This is a genomic window from Sphingosinicella microcystinivorans, assembly GCF_027941835.1.
Taxonomy (GTDB): Bacteria; Pseudomonadota; Alphaproteobacteria; order Sphingomonadales; family Sphingomonadaceae; genus Sphingosinicella.
Window position 1 is genome coordinate 2855329 of sequence record NZ_CP116005.1, and the last position, 17753, is coordinate 2873081.

A 17753-nucleotide genomic window follows, 5' to 3' on the forward strand; every position below is an offset into this window, starting at 1 on the left:
ATTTTTGAAGGCGCCGAAGGTGGCTGTCAGCTGCGGTTTTTGAAGCGCCAGCTGTCGTTGCCCGTCTCGACGATATCGCAGTGGTGGGTGACGCGGTCGAGCAGCGCCGTGGTCATCTTGGGATCGCCGAACACGGTCGGCCATTCGCCGAAGGCGAGGTTCGTGGTGATGATGACGCTGGTCCGCTCATAAAGCTTGCTGATGAGGTGGAACAGCAACTGCCCTCCCGAGCGGGCGAACGGCAGATAACCGAGCTCGTCGAGCACGATCAGGTCGAGCCGCGACAGCTGCGCCGCCAGGGTCCCGCCTTTGCCGATCCGGGTCTCCTCTTCGAGGCGTGTCACCAGATCGACGGTGTTGAAGTAGCGGGCGCGAGCGCCCCTTCGCACGACATTGGCGGTGATCGCGATGGCGAGGTGGGTCTTGCCTGTCCCCGTGCCGCCGACCAGCACGATATTGCGGCGAGGCGGGAGGAAGGAGCCATCGTGAAGGGAGCGGATCATCTCCTCATTGATCGGTGTGCCCTCGAAGCTGAACCGCTCCAGGTCCTTCACCACGGGCAGCCTCGCAGCCGTCATCCGATAGCGGATGGAGGCTGCATCCCGGTGGGTCGCCTCAGCACGGAGCAGGTCGGTCAGTATCTCCATGGTGGTGCGCTTGCGCTGGAGGCCGGTGGTGACCGCCTCGTCGAACGCCGCCGCCATGCCCTTGAGTCCGAGGCCGCGCATCGTGTCGATCATATCATGCCGCTGCATCATAGCCTCGCAGCAGATCATAGCGGGCACAGTCGGCGAGCGGAGGATGCTGCAGCATCCGGTCTTCCGAAGTGACGATGCTGTGGGGTGTCGCCGGCTCGCGGCGCCGGGAGAGGATGTTGAGGATCAGCTCGTCGCTGGCCGTTCCGTTCGCCAACGCTTCGCGCACGGCAGCCTCTACCGGCTCCAGGCCATCGGTGAGCACCGCCGAGAGGACCCGCACGAACCTGCGATCGGCCTCGTCCCCGGTGCCGAGCCTTCGCCGTAATCGGTGCAGGGCGGGCGGCAGATCCCAGTCCTGGAACGGTGCGCCGTTACGCAGCGCGCCGGGCTTGTGCGCGAGGACCGGCAGATAATGCCAGGGATCGTATATCGTGCGGTTCCGACCGAAGTGGCGCTCATGCTCCCCGACGATCGCATCGCCGCAGCGTATGACGATGCGATCGGCATAGGAGCGCACCTGAACGGTCCGGCGTGCGGCCGTCGACATGACCGAGTAGCGGTTGCGATCGAAGCTGATGAGGCAGGTGCCGGTGACGGCATGCTCGCTCTCATGGAAGCCGTCGAACGGTGCCAGGATCGGCTGCAGGGCCGGTCGCTCCATATCCAGCGCCTCGGCGACGGTAATATCCCCGCGTTCGGGATGGGCATGATGCTCGGCCCAGCGCCGGCACTCGGCCTCCAGCCACCCGTTGAGCTCGGCCAGGCTGGCGAACCGGAGTCGCGGCTGGAAGAAGCGGCCTCGGATCGTCTGGACCTGCTGCTCGACCTGGCCCTTCTCCCATCCCGCCGCCGGCGAGCAGGCGGTCGGCTCGACCATGTAATGATCGGTCATGATCAGGAAGCGGCGGTTGAACACACGCTCCTTGCCGGTGAACACGGCCGTCACCGCCGTCTTCATATTATCGTAGATACCGCGTCGCGGCACACCGCCGAAGAACGCGAACGCCCGGGCATGGGCATCGAACAGCATCTCCTGGCCCTCGCGCGGATAGGCCCGGACATAGGGTGCGCGCGAGTCGCAGAGACGCATATGCGCCACCTTCACCCGCATCGGCTTGCCGGCGATCTCCACATCCTCGTGGCTCCAGTCGAACTGGTAGGCCTCACCCGGCTGGAAGGTCATCGGGATGAACGCCGGTGCGCCTTCGCCAGCATCCTTCCGCCGCGCAGCACGCCAGCGCGCCGCATAGCGGCGCACCGCATCATAGGATCCATCGAACCCCTCGCGCACCAGCAGGTCATGGATACGCGTCATCCGTAGCCGATCGCGGCGGCCGCGACCTTCGTTCTCCTCAAGCAGCGCATCGAGACGATCCTGATAAGGACCGATCCGCGGCAGCGGCTGGACTTTGCGCTGATAGTTGAACGCCGCCTCCGGCGACCGGATCGCTTTGCGGACGACCTTCCGCGACAAACGAAGGTCACGAGCGATCGCCTTGATCGCCTTACCCGCTGCATGCTCACGCCGAATCCGAACCACTGTCTCCACGATCAACATCCCGTTCTCGCCAACTGATCAAAACCAGTCGGCCGACTAAATCCCCGGGATGAAGGGGTCCTTTTTGCACGCCGATCACCCCACGAAGGGGGTGCCTATTGCACGCTGATCCTCAGGCTGGATGATGGACTTTCCGTCTGGGTGGCTCGCACGCGCGTTGCGCTCGGCGATGGCAGGCGGTCGTCTGCTGCCAGCCTGATTGTCGAGGCGTTCGGTGACGCCGTCCTGCCGCAGATTCCCGAAGCCATCGGCCGCGCCATCCTGCGCACCGAGGCGGCCCTCGATGCTGTGATTGGATGTGGCTTTCGGCGCAGCCAGAGGCGAGGGGAGGGAGAACGGTCATGAGAGCCCGCGTTCGATCCAGGTGTGAGGAAAATCCCAATAATATTCCCCAGACTCCGGTTCCGTCCTTGTCAAGGGATGCTTTCGATCCCCGGCTTCGCCCGTTGACTGTGCGGGTGCGCGTTGCGGCTTCGATGCTCGGCATCGGGCGGTCAAAACTCTATGAGTTGATCGCAGCCGGCGAGATCGAGACGATCAAGATCGGTAACGCAACACTTATTCCGGTGGAGTGCCTGGAATCCCTCATCAACAGCAGGCGAGCCCGGATCCGGCAATCCTGATTCCCTGATGTTGGTGAAGCTTGCGGCGGCACTCAACCCGCGCGGCCGAAGCTCCTGACAATGACCGTCCCGCCTGCGCGCAGTTCATCGAGGTGATCGGACCACCACTGCGCCATGCGCACACGTTCCGCCCAGTATGTGCTGCGGTGATACGCTGCGCGAACGGCATTGCGGTCGCGGTGCGCAAGCGCGCGCTCGATCGCGTCCGGGTTCCAAAGGCCTGATTCGTTGAGAAAGGTGCTGGCGATTGCCCGAAAACCGTGCGCCGTCATTTCGTCATTCGCGTAGCCGAGCCGTCGCAAGGCTTGGTTGAGTGTATTCTCACACATGTAGCGCTTGCTCGTGTGAAACGCCGGGAAAAGAAAGACGCCGTGATTGGCAATGGACCGCAGTTGCCTGACCAGTTCGAGTGATTGCTGTGACAGGGGCACCATGTGTGGCTGTGCCATCTTCATTTTCTCGCCGGGGATGCGCCAGACCGCCTGGTCGAGATCAAACTCGGACCATTCGGCCTTACGGAGTTCGCCAGGCCGAACGAACAGGTGAGGCGCGAGCTGCAGGGCAATGCGTGTTTCGGGCCGACCCTCATATCCGTCGATCGCACGCAGGAGCTCGCCGACCTTTCTCGGTTCGAGCACGGCGGCACGATGCGTGACTTTTGGGGCAGTAAGTGCGCCGCGGAGGATGTCGGCAGGACTTGCCGTCGCCCGCAACGTAACGATGGCATAGCGGAACACGCGATCGGCGAACGCGCGGAGCCGGTGCGCCGTCTCGCGATGGCCGCGGCGTTCGACGCGGCGGAGCGCATCGAGCAGTTCGTGCGGGGTGATCTCCGCGATCGGCCTGTGGCCGATGTCGGGCTCAAGCAGGTCGCGGAACCAGCGCATCTTGACCAGCGTGGAGTCGGCCTTGCCCTCACACGCCATCTTCTCGATGTATTCGTCGGCCACCACGCGGAACGTTGTTGCCTGACTCATCGCAGCTTCGAGCGCGGCCTGCTTTCGGGCAACAGCAGGATCGATACCGGAGGCAAGCAGGCGGCGGGCTTCATCCCGCCGTTCCCGCGCCTCCGCGAGTCCGATTTCCGGGTATTTTCCGAGGTTTAGCTTCTTTTCATAACCCCGAAAGCGATACTTCAGGCGCCAAAGACGGGCTCCGGAGGGCTGAATCAGGAGAAAAAGACCCCTTTCGTCAGCCATTTTATACGCATTTTTGCGTGGCTGTGAGGCGCGGATTTCTGCGGCTTTCAGAGACATTTGGGGGCCACCGATTTGGTTTCCGTTTCGTGGCCCCCACCGTGGCCCCCAAAATGCCCGGAAACGGGTGGATCGGGGTGGACACCGGCGGATGACCGATGGCATATTTTACTCTATTTTATAATGACTTGCGAGCAAATATGGACCGCTGCGGAAGGGCTCCTGGTGCCCCAAGCAGGACGAAAGCGATGAATATGAGTCGCCGCTTCTCCTACGCTAGGACCGCTTTTCTTCGCATCCTGCCGCCGAATGTTGCCGTCAGACACCTCGGAACACTACGATGTAGCGCCCGGTGGTGCTGGCGCAGCGATACGGACTCTGGTTCCCGTTTCCGCGTCAAGCTCGTCGACGATAGTTCCTGCGGCGGCCTTCGCAGCGTGGATAGCGATGATATTCCTCAGAACTCCATCAACAATGAATAGAATATTTCATCTCGTCTTAATATTAAAATATGATATTTTCGTAATAATTAATTTCATCAAAAATGAATTTTTATAACCCTAAATAATGTGGTTAATCGCGATGCAAGTGGCCATGCCAACGGCTAGATTCATCGGCACACCGAACTTCAGGAAATCCGAAAACCGGTAGTCGGCTGCTGCATAGACCATCGTATTCGTCTGATAGCCGATCGGGGTGGCAAAACTGGCCGACGCGGCGAACATGACAGTGACGATCATGGCTCGCGGGTCTTGGTTGGTCACCTGCGCCAGGGAAATGGCGATCGGGGTCATGATGACCGCTACCGCATTGTTGGTGACGGTCTCGGTAAGCAGCGACGTGAGAAAATAGAGCATCACGATCAACGCGAGAGGAGAAAGCCCCGTCAGCCATGGTGACACGGCGGCGACAACCAGGTTTATGGTCCCGATGGCTTCCAGCCCGCTGCCAATGGCGAGCATCGCGAAGATCAGCACCAGAACGCTGCCATCGATCGATTCCCAGGCCTCGGCGGGATCGATGCAGCCGGTGACGAGAACGATGCCCACACCGATAAGGGCAAGCGAGAGGATCGGTGCGACGGACGCCGCGGCGAGCACGATAACGCCCGCAAGCGTAAGGACCGCGATCGGCGCCCGATCGCGGCGGAAGCGCCGGACATGGCTCGTATCCTCGGCGATGAGATGCGTGTTGCCGTGCAGACCGGCGATAGCAGGCGCCTCTGCGGCCACGAGGAGGTTGTCGGCCGCACGCAAGCGCACGCTACCAAGATCCGGACCGGGCATGTGCCGCGCTCGCCCGATTCCGAGTATACGCGCCGGCAAGTTCGATAGAAAGGGAATATGGTCCAGCCGGCCACCGATCGCAGGGTGCGACGGCGCGATGGTGAGGCCGACCAGCCGAACGTCATCTGATCGTTCATCTTCGGCGAGCCGGATCGGTTGGCCGACATTCTGCAAGCCGACAACGACGGAATTGCTACGCGCCAGACTGTCCAATTCGTCCGCAGAGGCCGCAACGACAAACCGGTCGCCGCGCTCGATCAGCATATCAGGCGGCAACTCACGCAGCAACGCGCCACCGCGCCGAACCGCAATCAGCCGGACGGCATCTCGCTTCAGAAAGGACAGGTCAGCAATTGTCCGCATTTTGCCGGGCGATCGTTCGGACAGGCTCAGCTCGGTAAGATATTCCAGGCGGTGCCGGTCGGCGATATCGTTATCGGGACGAGCGGGCAGCAGGGGCGGACCAAGGACCAGCATCATGATAACACCCGCCGCCATGGCGACCGCCCCGACGGCGGTGATGTCGAAGATGCCGAAGCCGGGCTGGCCGTTCGCACGCGCGACGCCATCGACCAGCAGATTGGTCGACGTGCCGATCAGCGTCAGTGTGCCTCCCAGGATCGACAAATAGGATAAGGGGATCAGCAAACGGGTCGCCGGGATACCGACCGTGCGCGCCAGTCGGCGGACGATCGGGATAAGGACCATGACCACGGGTGTATTGTTGACGAAGGCGGGAACGATCCCGGCGCCAGCAAGCACGCCGGTGATGGTCCGGCGCGGCGCCTTCTGCGCTCGCCTCACAATGGCGCTCGCCAAGGCTTCGACAGCGCCAGTTCGGACCAGCGCACCCGACAGGATGAAGAATGCAGCGATCGTGATCGGCGCCGGATTGGCAAAAGCCGCGGTGACGAGAGCCGGGGTCAGCCAGCCGAACGCGATCATGGCGGTGGCGGCGACGACCGCGACGGTTACGGGCGGAAGCCTCTCGCTTGCGAAGACGGCAAACAGCACGACGACGAAGAGGAGACCCTGGAGGGCATGATCGTTCATAAGCGTCGTGACTATGTTTTCCATATGCTCCTTCGCGGGTCTTTGTGGTGGAAAAGGCCTGAGCCGGAATGATTGCTGGTCCCCGACGTGGGGGCAAGGACGGATCGGGATTTCCTATCGTCGGATCACGGCCGGCGATTATTGCGTCGTGCTTGCAATTATCCACGCCAGAAGCGCGGCAAGAAAAGGATGAGCACGGTGAACAGTTCAAGGCGCCCGAGCAGCATGCCGACCGACAACAACCATTTTGCGGCGTCGGGAAGCGAACCGAAATTGCCCGCCGGCCCGATAACATCACCGAGACCTGGTCCGACATTGGAAAGAGCTGTCGCGGCGCCGCTTGCTCCGGTCAGAAAATCGAGACCCACCCCCATCAGCGCGATCGTAAGGACCGCATAGCAGAGGAAGTAGACTGCAAAGAACGCCACGACCGAGCCGATGACTTCCTCCCCGATCGGCCTTTCGCCATAGGATCGCGGAAAGACGCCGCGTGGAAAGAGCAGCCGGCGAAAATGTGCTTTGAGCATGATCGCCATCACCTCGAAGCGGAAAATCTTGATCCCGCCTGAAGTCGAGCCGGTGCATCCTCCGACAAACATCAGGCCGAAGAACAATCCCACCAGCGCATTGCCCCACAAAGAATAATCGGCGCTTGCATAGCCCGTGGTCGTCACCACCGAAACGACATTGAAGGCCGCGTGCCGGAAAGCCGGCTCGAGCGCATATTGGCCAGAGACGGCAAGCCACGAGCCGACCAGCAGGATGACAATGGCCACGAAGGTCAGCATCGTTTTCACCTGCCGGTCCCAGATCGCCTTATGATCGCCCGCCAGAATGCGGACGTAGAGCACGAACGGAACGCTGCCCGAGAGCATGAACAGCGTGGCAAACCACTGAATGCCGTTCGCCTCCCACTTTCCGAACGAAGCGTCCGAGGTGGAGTAGCCGCCGGTCGCGATCGACGTCAGAGCATGGGCTAGCGCATCGAACGCGCGCATGCCGGTGAGCCAATAAGTGACCGTCGCAATCGCTGTCAGGCCGAGATAAACAGCACCGATGGCGCCCGCCATCTGCCGCACGCGCGGCATGACCTTTTCCGAGCGATCCGAGGATTCGGTGCGGAAGAGCTGCATGCCGCCGATGCCGAGCGCGGGAAGAATGGCGATCGCGGTGGCGATGATCCCGATGCCGCCCATCCATTGCAGGAGCGCGCGCCACAGCAGCATTCCCGGCGGCGCATTCTCAAGTCCCGTAATGACCGTGCCGCCGGTGGTCGTAATGCCCGACACGGCCTCGAAGAAGGCATCGGCCATGCTGCGGCTGACGATGCCGTACTCCGCAAAGTAGAATGGCATGGCACTGACAATGCTGACGCTGAGCCAGCAGAGCGGCGTCAGCAGGAAGGCCTGCCGAAGCGTCAGTCCCGACTGGAGCGACGCCCGTCCTATTCGCATAAAGGTCAGACCGATGGCAGCCGCCAATGCGGCGGCGCTGGCGAAAGATTGCCAGTCACAATTGTTGAGATAGATATCCGCCGCCATCGGGATCAGCATCATCCCGGCCGTCGACAGCAGAACCAGTCCGATCAGATAGAGAACCGGTTTCATGCCGTTTGCGAGCAGCGGCCCGCGCGCGAGTTTGCCGGCGGACCGGCCATTCATCCGAACGGTCTCCGCCGCGTGCCAAGCAGGGCTTCGGCAAAGCGCAGGTGGCTGTAGGTCACCAGGGCGACAACGTGATCGCCGACCTCAAGCTGTGTGGTATCGTCAGGCATGATGGCAACACCGTCCCGAACAACCGCACCGATCTTCATGCCCGCGGGCAAGCCGAGCTGACCCAGCGGACGACGCAAGAGCCGGGAGCCTTCGCTGATCTCGGCTTCGACCACTTCGCCAAAATCCTCACGCAAGGTGTAGAGCGCGAAAATCGTACCATGCCGGACATGCCGCAATACGGTCGAGATTGTGACCGCGCTCGGGCTCACCACCGCGTCGATCCCCAGCGTCGGGATCAGACTTTCGTAATTGGACTTGTTGACGAGCGTGATGGCGCGTTTGCAGCCGGCTTGTTTGGCGAGGACCGAAACGAAGATATTGGCTTCATCGTCATTGGTCACCGCCACGATCGTATCGGCGGAGCCGGCCTGCGCTTCGGCGAGCAATTCCCGGTCGAGCGCATCGCCGTTGAGAACGATTGCACTATCGCCGAACTCCCGCGCGGCTTCGCTTGCTCTCACCTGATCGCGTTCGATAAGCTTGACGTCGATCCCTGAAAATTCGCGCAGGATTTTCCGGGCGAGGTGGAGGCCAACATTGCCCCCGCCGACGATCACGACCTTGCGGGCTGCCTGCTTCTTATGGCCGAATGCGCGGACGACGGCATCGACCTGTTGGCTTAGCGCCAGCACATAAACATCGTCGCCAGCCGCCAACCGATCATCCGCATCGGGGACGAAGCAGCGCCCGTCGCGCATCACGGCCAGGACGGCCATCCGCGCATCCTCATCCTCTTCGGCAATCTCGAAAAACGGGCGTCCGATGACAGCGCAGTCCGTCCCGCTATGGATACCGAGAAGCTCGACAAGACCACCCGCCATCGGCACCCGGTCGAACGCACCAGGTGTTCGCAGCCGGCGGGCGATGCTGTCCGCGATCTCGATCTCAGGCGAGATAATGATGTCGATTGGAAGATGTTCGGCGGCATAGAGGCCGCTCTTGTCCTGCGCGAGATATCCCGCGTGGCGCAGCCGGGCTATCCGCCGTTTCACATTGAAGAGCGAATAGGCAACCTGGCAGGCTACCATGTTGACTTCATCCGAATGCGTAACCGCGATCAGCATATCGGCTTCGCGCGCGCCGGCTTCCTGAAGCGTGGCGGGATGCGAGGCATGTCCGACAAGGCCGCGCACATCATAGCTTTCATCGACCCGGCGAACCTGTTCGTGGTCGATGTCGATCACAGTGACGTTGATACCTTCCGTCGCGAGGTGCCGGGCAATCGTCGTTCCGACCTGACCGGCGCCACACACCACGACTCTCATAACCAGACTCCCATCACGGCTGTGTGGGGCCGGCTCTTAGCGTGATGGCCGGGCAAGGCCCAGCCGCCTTGGTGAAAGCAGACGGGTTGCGGCTTGCCCGCGAGCGTGGAACAATGACCATGTGCCCGTTCATCCATGATCTTGCGGAGACCTCGTCATGATCGAAGCGCTTCTGTTGGTCGAACGCGGCTCGATCCGGGATAAGTCGCAAGACTGGGGCGCTCATGCCTTTGTCGCGCTTCCCTCCCCTGGCGACAGGATCGTCGTGCCGCGCGACGGGGAAGCCCATTATCTCACGGTACTTTGCGCCCATCATCGGCCGGTGCCGATGGATGCGGTGGCGAACGGCACGGCAGAACCCGCGGCCGAGGTCGTCGCGAAATGGACGGGGTCGGAATAGCGAAGCCCCTGCCATCGTTCGAATCGAACATTCCGGGTACGTACAGACGCCGTTGATTGGTGCTCGCGTCGCCATTTTATTTGCATTCGCGGACCATCAGGACATCGACGTTGACGGCAGGCAAGAGTCCCTCGGCCTGGCTGCCGATAGTGGCATGGGCAAATCCGCTGCGGCCATGCGTGCCCAGCACCAGCAGGTCGGCGTCGGTCCTGCCAAGCTCCTGCACAACCACCGTTCCGGTCTCGCCTTCGACGAGCCGAACTTCGAGTTTCGCCCGGAAAGCCGGATCGAGGCCGGCGAGAAAAGCATCCAGCTCTTCCTGCGCCTCCGCCCGAATATCGGCTTTGACGTCATCGGATTTGATCCAGCCTTCGTATGGAACATGAAAGGCATGGATGAGCGTGATAGCGACTTCCGGGAACAAGTCGGCGGCGGCCAGCAGGGCGGCGCGTGAGCAGTCCGAAAGGTCGGTCGCGACAACGAGCCGCCGATAGGGGGCGACCGCTCGGCGACGCACGATGAGAACCGGCCTCTCGGCATTGCGGATGATGTGGTCGACGGCCGTGCCGAGAAAATAGTCGCCGATGCTGTTGTAGCGCGCGACACCGGTGACGATCAGGTCGCTGCCCCGTTCCGCCACAATGGCAGCCAATGTCTTTGGGGCCGAACCCGCGCGCACGACCAGTTCGGCGTTTGCCGCCCTTTCCGGCAGGTCGGCGCGCAACCGGGAGATGACATCCTCTTCATCGACCCTGGCGCCTTTTTCAAGGATATGGGCGATAATCAGAGTTCCATGTTTCTCGTCCACCAGCTGCATGGCGCGGTCCAGGGCGCGATCCGAGCGTGCGGTAAAGTCGCTCGCCAGCAGGACTTCGAATGGAGGCATGATTATTCCTTTCCGATCGGACCTTGCCTAGCGGGGCTCGGTTCTTCTGGGTTCGACATCGCCATCCCGCGCAATTTCCTTCGCCTGTGCGACTTCTTCGTCGGCATGTTCGGAATGAAGGGGGGCAAAGCGCAACAGCGCATATCCGACGAACGCGGCCAGCAACGACCCGCCGAGCGTGCCCAGCTTGGCCTCTTCGACAAGCAGCGGGTCGTTGAAAGCCAGCCCGCCGATGAACAGGCTCATCGTGAAACCGATGCCGCAGATGATGGCGACGGCATAGATTTGCAGCCAGGTGGCGCCGCGCGGCTTCGCGGCAAAACCCGCTTTCACCGCCAGCCAGACCGCCGCGAAGATGCCGAACTGCTTGCCCAGGAACAAGCCCGCCGCGATGCCGATCGGCATCGGCGACAAGATGTCGTCGAGCGTCAGACCACCAAACGCGACGCCGGCATTGGCAAAGCCGAACAGCGGGACGATGAAGAAAGCGACCGGCACGTCGAGTGCTTGTTCAAGCTTGTGGAGTGGTGAATAGGGAGAGTCCGGAGCGCCGGGTGTCCTGACGATCGGGATAGTGAACGCGGCCAGTACGCCGGCTATTGTCGCATGAACTCCGGAGAGCAGCACCGCGAACCAGAGCAACCCGAAGCCGATCAGATAGAGCGGCAGCGACCTGACGCCGAAGCGGTTGAGCGCGAACATCGCGGCGAGGATAACTACCGACGCGAGAAGTGCCGGAATGACGATGCCCGAGGTATAGAAGAGCGCGATGATCGCGACCGCGCCCATATCGTCAACGATCGCGACCGTCACGAGAAACAGCTTGAGAGACGTCGGCGCCCGTCGACCGAGAAGCGCGAGCACGCCGATCGCAAAGGCGATGTCCGTCGCGGCCGGAATGGCCCAGCCATTGACGAATGCCGGATCGCTGCCAGCTATCATGAGATAGACGGCCGCAGGAGCAGCCATACCGGCGAGCGCCGCCAGAACCGGTAAGCGTCGCTGGTCCCAGGTGGAGAGCCGTCCATCGACCAGCTCGCGCTTGATCTCGAGGCCCACGAACAGGAAGAAGATCGCCATCAGGCCATCGTTGATCCAGTGCAGGATCGAGAGACCGCCCACATAGTTGTGGAGCGTGTCGAAATAGGCTGCCGAGAAAGGAGAGTTCGCGATCATCATCGCCAGCAGCGCGGCGACCATCAGAACGATGCCGCCGGCGGACGCGCTTTCGATGAAGCGGCGAAGGACCGGTCCGAGCCCGGACCTGGAAGAAGAACGTGACGACGCCACGGAGAAAATACTCCCGGAAAAAGGTTTCAACCATTCTCCGTATTCGGGCATCGCACCCGGGCGCACGCAGCACACGCCAAGCCCGTCTGCCATAAGCATGTTGGTGCCGAACTTCAACGCCGCCGACACAACTACGTCGGGTTCTCGCTGCTATTCAGTCTGGATGTCGAGCCTCGGTTGACCACATTGATCGACAGGCATGCGCCATACCTGAGATTGAAAGGGGCGCGGATCCTGCAACCCGCGCCCTTCCATCGATGCTCTCCAACCTCAATCGGTGGATTGGCTGCGTCCTGTCTTGTTGGACTTGCTGGCCTCGTCCAGCTTTTCCAACTGGCGCGAAGCCCAATTGCGTCCGCCGAGACCGAAGGCCAAAGCGCCGGCGACCGCTCCCCCGATCACCAGTGCGCCGAAGGCGAGCCGGACGATGTCCTCGCCCACGCCCATGAACTGAAGGCCCATGAAGGTGAACAGGATGATCGCGGCCCATTTGACGATCGTGGCGGCCAGCGAAGATTCACCAGCGCCGCCGATCAGCCGCTCCAGCAGACGCGCGATCAGGAAGCCGACGATGATGACGACGGCGCCGAAGACGACTCGCCCGCCAAGTTCCAGCACACGGTCGAGGATTGCGGTGAGTTCGGGAAAGCCGAGCAATCGCGTCGCGGCGATCGCGAAAAAGAGAATGATCGCTACCTGCGCGATCCGAGCGACTATACCCGACACGGTTGCGCCTTCGGGCAGGATTCCGGCCGCGCCGACGGCGCGGTCAGCGCCGAGGCCCGGCAGGATTTCCGTCAGGATCTGCACGACGAACCGTGAGACCAGATAGCCTACGCCAAGCAGCAGCGCCGCGCCGACGATCCGTGGAATTGCCGCCAGGATCAGGCGAAGCATGTCGCTCGCCGGGGCCGATACGCTTGCCAAATCGAGGGCATCGAGTGCGAGGATGGCAACCGGGATAATGATCAGGACATAGACGATCACCCCGATCGTCTTGCTGATCTGGGAATTGCCCGTCAGCGCCTCGGCGCCGCCCCGATTGACCCATTTGTCAAAGGAAACGGTTTGAAGGGCGGTCACTACGATATCGCGAACGATCCTTGCCACCATCGCGCCGATGAAGAAGATCAGGCCTGCGCCGATCAGCTTGGGGACGAACGCCATGATGCTGTTGAGCAGGGTCTGGACCGGCGCCATGACGCCGCCCAGATCGAAGACTTGCAGGATCGCGAGCAGGCCGAACAGCCAGATCAGCAGCGAGACGATCTTGCCAAGGGAACTGCCGAAAGATTCGCCGGTGGAGGTGCTTCGTCGGAAAAGTTCGACCGTGTCTATGAGCTTTGCAAAAGCCCATTTGGCGGCCTTCGCGAGTATCCAGGTGATCACCAGGATAAGCAGCGCGATGGCAGCTTTCTCCAGGATAGCTAAGGCCAGATTCTGGTCGAACACGTAGTTTCCGACATGCAACAGTCTTCTCCCCTTGTTGAAACCAGGCGAAGCCTAACACAGGCACCATGGATTGTGAATTTCAGCAACCGGCAGCACCTCCTAGAGAGGTGCAGCTTCCACCGGCGCCGTCAGGAGGCTGAAGCTTTGCCCCGCTGCTGGAGCGGACATGGGGCGCACGCCTTGCTGCCTCAGCAATTCAGCAATGGTGAGCGCGCGTCGAGCCGAGAGCGGTGGATTGTTACTGGCGCTACCTTCAACAGGTAATCCGGGAACGCCAAGCGCCGGAATATTCCATCGCTTTGCAGCCCAGGCCGACAGGAGTACGGCTCGACGGGCCGCGTCATCGAGGTTGTCAGCGCCATTGGCGAAACCAATCTCAGGCAACGGCAAAAGCGGAGGCAAAATAGCGATTTGCCATCCTTCCGCATCGCCGGAGATACGCTGCTCCAGCGCATGGTAGGTCGCCAGATTGGCGCCAGGTAGCACTGCGGCCGTGGCGGTCGCACGCTGATGCTCCCGATCGAGCGTGACCTGTTCTGGAGAAACCCCTGCCGCGAGAGCTACCATACGGCCGATTGTGTTTTCCATTCTTATGGCAGCAGAAGCCGCTTCATTGGCCTGACGCAATTCGGCACGCTGCACATCAAGCGCGCCTGCTCCCGGATCGAGCAGGACCTGATCGACCTGAAGCTGGACCGGCCGTTGCAACCGCTCGGCCAGAGCTGTCTCCAGGGCGCCATTGTTCTTGGCCATGGACCTGGGGGCGATAACGACGGATCGGACCGTGATCGGTCTCCGGTCGAAATCGATATCGAGCTGCGTGACCCGCGCATTGGCGCCGAAGCGATCGGATAGGAAGGAGCGGATCTGGTTGGTCGTCACGGCTTCCCGGGCGATATGGCTAAGCGACAGACCGAGCGGCACCGCCATCACGATGAAGGCGAGCAGCAATAGCCAGGTCTGTGTCCAGCTTTGCTGGCTCGAGAGAAAATGACCGAAGCCATACAGGCGGGCCATGATCGTTGCGGCAAGAGCGATCGTGACGAAGTTGGTAACGAAGAGGGCCAGCGCGCCGCCGAGTACGGCCATATTCCAGGTTGCCAGTCCATAACCGACGACGGCGAGCGGCGGCATCAACGCTGTAGCGATCGCCACGCCCACGATCGTTTCGCCACGCCCACGGATGATCGCAAAGGTGCCCGCCAAGGCGGAGAACAAGGCTACCAGCAGATCGAACAGATTCGGCCGCGTTCTCGCGAGGATCTCTGCGGTCGGTGCTTTCAGCGGCGAGGCGAGCACGATCAACGCCGTAAACAGGATCGCCACACCCGCGCCTATGGCAAGCGCGATAAGAGAACGTCGCATCTCCGCGAAATCGAACAGGGCCAGACTGAATCCCAGCCCCAGGATCGGACTCATTAGCGGCGAGATCAACATGGCGCCGATGACGACAGCCGGCGAGGACAGCAGCAGCCCAAGCACCGCGATGCCGGCCGACATCATGGTCATGAAGGCGTAGCGTGGAGACCAGCCACTGTCCTCAGCGACCTGCGCGACAACCTTTTCGTGATCGATCGTTCCAACCACGGCTAATCGCCACCAGCGATAGAGCGGCATCCGATCCCAGCGATTGTCCGAAAAGGGATGATCAGACGCAGGGGTGAAATGTGGATTCACAGAGGGCTTGCTTCTTCTGATCGCTTGAGGAGCATGCTTTCTAGGCTGCGGCGTTCCAGACTAAAAGCGTCAAAAGCATGATGAATGGAGTAACAGCTGTTTGACCGCGCCCTATTCAAACCTGCCGTGTAGTGGACTGATTCCCTAACGAAGTTGGTTTCGGCGGCGTCTCGGGATAGGAAGTCTCGGATGAACAGCACCATGAACCCTCGCGTCTTTTGGGGTGCGACGCTTATTGTCCTGCTCTTGCTTGGTGGCGCATTTATCGCACCGGGCGCTTCCGACCTGATCTTCCGCCATGCCCAGGCCTGGGTGATCGACCGCTTCGGCTGGTTCTATGTCGCATCGGTCGCCGGCTTCCTAGCCATGATGGTCATCCTGGCGATTGGACCCGCCGGGCAGCTTAAGCTCGGTCCCGATGATGCCGAGCCCGATTTCCCATATGTTTCCTGGCTGGCGATGCTCTTTGCGGCGGGCATGGGCATTGGCCTGATGTATTTCGCCGTCGCCGAGCCGATCCAGCACTATAGTGCGCCACCAGAGGCTCAAGCGGGAACCATCGACGCGGCGCGCGAAGCGATGGTGATCACCTTCACCCATTGGGGCGTCCATGCCTGGGCCATCTACGCGACTGTCGGTCTCAGCCTCGCCTATTTCACCTATCGCAAGGGGTTGCCCCTGACCTTGCGGTCGGGCCTGCATCCGCTGCTGGGCAAGCGCATCAATGGATGGGCTGGCGACATGGTGGACATTTTCGCGATCTGCGGCACGCTGTTCGGTATCGCGACGTCGCTCGGTCTCGGCGTCTCGCAAATCGGCGCAGGCCTTGCCTATGTCTATGATTTTCCCAACGGCACGACCGCCCGAGCCATTTTGATTGTCGTCGTGATGGGCCTGGCGATGCTGTCGGTCCTGAGCGGCCTCGATCGTGGTGTGCGCCGGCTGTCGGAACTCAACCTCGTCCTTGCTGTGTTGCTGATGCTGTTCGTGCTCGCCACCGGACCGACTTTGTTCCTGCTGCGCGCTTTCGTTCAGAATTTCGGCCTCTACCTCGATCACTTTTTCGTTCGAACCTTCACGCTCTATGCCTACGAACCTCGCGGCTGGATGGCCGACTGGACGCTGTTCTACTGGGCATGGTGGATTGCCTGGTCGCCGTTCGTAGGAATGTTCATCGCACGCATCTCGCGCGGACGAACCGTTCGGGAATTCGTGGTCGGTGTGCTGTTGGTGCCGACCGCATTCACCTTCCTGTGGATGACCGTGTTTGGGAACACGGCCATCTCACTTGATCTAGGCACCGCCGCCGGAGCTATCGCGAATGCCGTGGATGCCGACCTTTCGACCGCGCTATTTCAATTCTTTCACTATCTGCCTGGCTTTACGATCACCTCAACGCTCACGATCCTGCTGGTCGGCGTGTTCTTCGTGACTTCGGCGGACTCGGGCTCACTGGTGATCGACACGCTGGCGTCTGGTGGCGCCGACGAAACGCCGCGCTGGCAGCGCATCTATTGGTGTATCATGCTGGGAGCTGCGGCGATGCTGCTGCTTCTTGTCGGCGGTCTTGGGGCGCTTCAGGCAGCGACTCTCGTCGCGGCGCTGCCGTTCTGCTTTATCATGATCCTGCTGGCCTTCGCCCTGGCGCGGCAAACCAGTGCGGACCTGGAAGGAACGACGATCCATACCGACGTGGCACCGATCCGCGGACGTCTCAAGCGCCTCTTCACATCGGCCAGCCGCAAGGAGATTGTCGAGCAGATGGTTCGCAACGGTTTACCTGCGCTGCAAACGGTTCGCGATGCGATGATCGCCGAAGGATGGTCGGAGTGCAGGATCGACCAGGAAGAAGGCACGATTACCTTGTCGATCGGCGCCCCGCCGGAGCGCCGCTTCATCTATCACCTCGTGGCGCGTTCGCGGCCGTTACGTAAGCGGTGGCGTCATCCCACGGCAGTCCAGGGCATGAGCTCGCCGACGCCATTTGCGGGGTGACCGTTGGCGAGCTTGCTCAGCGTCTCCGCCAGCCAAGCGTGCGGGTCGATGGCGCTGAGCTTGCAGTTCTCGATGAGCGTGGCGATCACGGCCCAGTTGTCGCCGCCTTCATCGGAACCGGCGAAGAGGGCATTCTTCCGGTTCAACGCGAGCGGCCGGATCGATCGCTCGACGGCGTTGTTATCGAGGTCGATGCGGCCATTGTCGAGGAAGCGCGTGAGGCCGTCCCAGCGGGTGAGCGTGTAGCGGATCGCCTCGCCGAGCTTGCTCTTGGCGCTGACCTGGCGGTTCCGAGCCTCAAGATACTGGCGAAGGTCATCGACGATGACGCGGCTGCGGTCATCACGGATGGCTCGGCGCTGCTCAGCCGGTGATCCTCGCACTTCGTCCTCGATGGCATAGAGTAAGGCGATGCGGCGCAGCACCTCGGTCGCGACCGGCGAGCTATCGGCGAGCTCGTAAAACTTACGTCGCGCGTGCGCCCAGCAGAAGGCGAGGCTCAAGCTCCGCTTACGCCGTTACCGGCCTTCACCGCGCTCGACGCGCCGGAGGCGCACCGCAGCCTGGTGTGGTGGCTTGCAGCGCAGGTCGAAGGCGGA

General features: G+C 61.7%; 13 protein-coding genes and 1 pseudogene. 3 read left to right on the forward strand and 11 right to left on the reverse strand.

Annotated features, from left to right (window positions below):
* Positions 1 to 26: 26 nt before the first annotated feature.
* Together istB and istA are read right to left on the reverse strand one after the other, a co-directional pair.
* Positions 27 to 755, reverse strand: coding sequence for an IS21-like element helper ATPase IstB (istB, locus tag PE061_RS13645; RefSeq protein ID WP_031304487.1), 729 nt, complete (start codon positions 753 to 755; stop codon positions 27 to 29).
* Positions 742 to 2256, reverse strand: coding sequence for an IS21 family transposase (istA, locus tag PE061_RS13650; protein ID WP_021238707.1), 1515 nt, complete (start codon positions 2254 to 2256; stop codon positions 742 to 744). Before istA ends, istB begins: the two co-directional genes overlap by 14 nt.
* 341 nt (positions 2257 to 2597) lie before the next feature.
* Here istA and PE061_RS13655 point away from each other — a divergent pair, with 341 nt between their 5' ends.
* Positions 2598 to 2879: a helix-turn-helix domain-containing protein gene (locus PE061_RS13655; RefSeq protein WP_336296996.1), complete on the forward strand. Its 282-nt coding sequence runs from the start codon at positions 2598 to 2600 to the stop codon at positions 2877 to 2879.
* 32 nt (positions 2880 to 2911) lie between these two features.
* Here PE061_RS13655 and PE061_RS13660 read toward each other — a convergent pair whose 3' ends face one another.
* The 4 genes from PE061_RS13660 to trkA form a co-directional block, all read right to left on the reverse strand.
* A complete protein-coding gene (locus PE061_RS13660; RefSeq protein WP_271255823.1) occupies positions 2912 to 4135 on the reverse strand; it encodes a tyrosine-type recombinase/integrase in 1224 nt (407 codons plus the stop codon).
* 500 nt (positions 4136 to 4635) lie between these two features.
* Complete coding sequence (locus tag PE061_RS13665) at positions 4636 to 6438, reverse strand: SLC13 family permease (protein WP_092958860.1); 1803 nt, start codon at positions 6436 to 6438, stop codon at positions 4636 to 4638.
* 134 nt (positions 6439 to 6572) lie between these two features.
* Positions 6573 to 8075: a TrkH family potassium uptake protein gene (locus PE061_RS13670; protein ID WP_092958862.1), complete on the reverse strand. Its 1503-nt coding sequence runs from the start codon at positions 8073 to 8075 to the stop codon at positions 6573 to 6575.
* A complete protein-coding gene (gene trkA, locus PE061_RS13675; protein ID WP_092958864.1) occupies positions 8072 to 9454 on the reverse strand; it encodes a Trk system potassium transporter TrkA in 1383 nt (460 codons plus the stop codon). Before trkA ends, PE061_RS13670 begins: the two co-directional genes overlap by 4 nt.
* A gap of 157 nt (positions 9455 to 9611) precedes the next feature.
* On the opposite strand from trkA, the gene PE061_RS13680 reads away from it, so the two are divergent.
* Positions 9612 to 9854: a hypothetical protein gene (locus tag PE061_RS13680; protein WP_092958866.1), complete on the forward strand. Its 243-nt coding sequence runs from the start codon at positions 9612 to 9614 to the stop codon at positions 9852 to 9854.
* Positions 9855 to 9930: 76 nt separating this feature from the next.
* Here PE061_RS13680 and PE061_RS13685 read toward each other — a convergent pair whose 3' ends face one another.
* The 4 genes from PE061_RS13685 to PE061_RS13700 all read right to left on the reverse strand — a co-directional run bounded on the left by PE061_RS13685 (position 9931) and on the right by PE061_RS13700 (position 15099).
* Positions 9931 to 10740, reverse strand: a complete 810-nt coding sequence (locus PE061_RS13685) for a universal stress protein (RefSeq protein WP_271255824.1) — start codon at positions 10738 to 10740, stop codon at positions 9931 to 9933.
* Between the two features lie 27 nt (positions 10741 to 10767).
* Complete coding sequence (gene nhaA, locus PE061_RS13690; protein WP_271255825.1) at positions 10768 to 12147, reverse strand: Na+/H+ antiporter NhaA; 1380 nt, start codon at positions 12145 to 12147, stop codon at positions 10768 to 10770.
* A 153-nt stretch (positions 12148 to 12300) separates the two neighbouring features.
* On the reverse strand, positions 12301 to 13500 hold the full coding sequence (locus PE061_RS13695) for a mechanosensitive ion channel (protein ID WP_092958870.1): 1200 nt from the start codon (positions 13498 to 13500) through the stop codon (positions 12301 to 12303).
* Between the two features lie 81 nt (positions 13501 to 13581).
* Complete coding sequence (locus PE061_RS13700) at positions 13582 to 15099, reverse strand: DUF389 domain-containing protein (RefSeq protein ID WP_092958935.1); 1518 nt, start codon at positions 15097 to 15099, stop codon at positions 13582 to 13584.
* Between the two features lie 249 nt (positions 15100 to 15348).
* Here PE061_RS13700 and PE061_RS13705 point away from each other — a divergent pair, with 249 nt between their 5' ends.
* Complete coding sequence (locus PE061_RS13705; RefSeq protein WP_271255826.1) at positions 15349 to 17154, forward strand: BCCT family transporter; 1806 nt, start codon at positions 15349 to 15351, stop codon at positions 17152 to 17154.
* Here the strand turns inward: PE061_RS13705 and tnpC are convergent.
* Positions 17103 to 17672, reverse strand: a pseudogene (gene tnpC / locus PE061_RS13710) (IS66 family transposase); the annotation flags it as partial. The gene PE061_RS13705 and the pseudogene tnpC sit on opposite strands and share 52 nt — an antisense overlap.
* Positions 17673 to 17753 lie beyond the last annotated feature (81 nt).

Excerpts from the sequence above, each read along its gene's own strand:
- istB (WP_031304487.1), bottom strand. The coding sequence starts at position 755 with ATGCAGCGGCATGATATGATCGACACGATGCGCGGCCTCGGACTCAAG.
- PE061_RS13665 (WP_092958860.1), bottom strand. The coding sequence starts at position 6,438 with ATGGAAAACATAGTCACGACGCTTATGAACGATCATGCCCTCCAGGGT.
- PE061_RS13705 (WP_271255826.1), top strand. The coding sequence starts at position 15,349 with ATGAACAGCACCATGAACCCTCGCGTCTTTTGGGGTGCGACGCTTATT.
- PE061_RS13655 (WP_336296996.1), top strand. The coding sequence starts at position 2,598 with ATGAGAGCCCGCGTTCGATCCAGGTGTGAGGAAAATCCCAATAATATT.
- istA (WP_021238707.1), bottom strand. The coding sequence starts at position 2,256 with ATGTTGATCGTGGAGACAGTGGTTCGGATTCGGCGTGAGCATGCAGCG.
- PE061_RS13685 (WP_271255824.1), bottom strand. The coding sequence starts at position 10,740 with ATGCCTCCATTCGAAGTCCTGCTGGCGAGCGACTTTACCGCACGCTCG.
- trkA (WP_092958864.1), bottom strand. The coding sequence starts at position 9,454 with ATGAGAGTCGTGGTGTGTGGCGCCGGTCAGGTCGGAACGACGATTGCC.
- PE061_RS13700 (WP_092958935.1), bottom strand. The coding sequence starts at position 15,099 with ATGCCGCTCTATCGCTGGTGGCGATTAGCCGTGGTTGGAACGATCGAT.
- PE061_RS13670 (WP_092958862.1), bottom strand. The coding sequence starts at position 8,075 with ATGAATGGCCGGTCCGCCGGCAAACTCGCGCGCGGGCCGCTGCTCGCA.
- PE061_RS13660 (WP_271255823.1), bottom strand. The coding sequence starts at position 4,135 with ATGTCTCTGAAAGCCGCAGAAATCCGCGCCTCACAGCCACGCAAAAAT.
- PE061_RS13680 (WP_092958866.1), top strand. The coding sequence starts at position 9,612 with ATGATCGAAGCGCTTCTGTTGGTCGAACGCGGCTCGATCCGGGATAAG.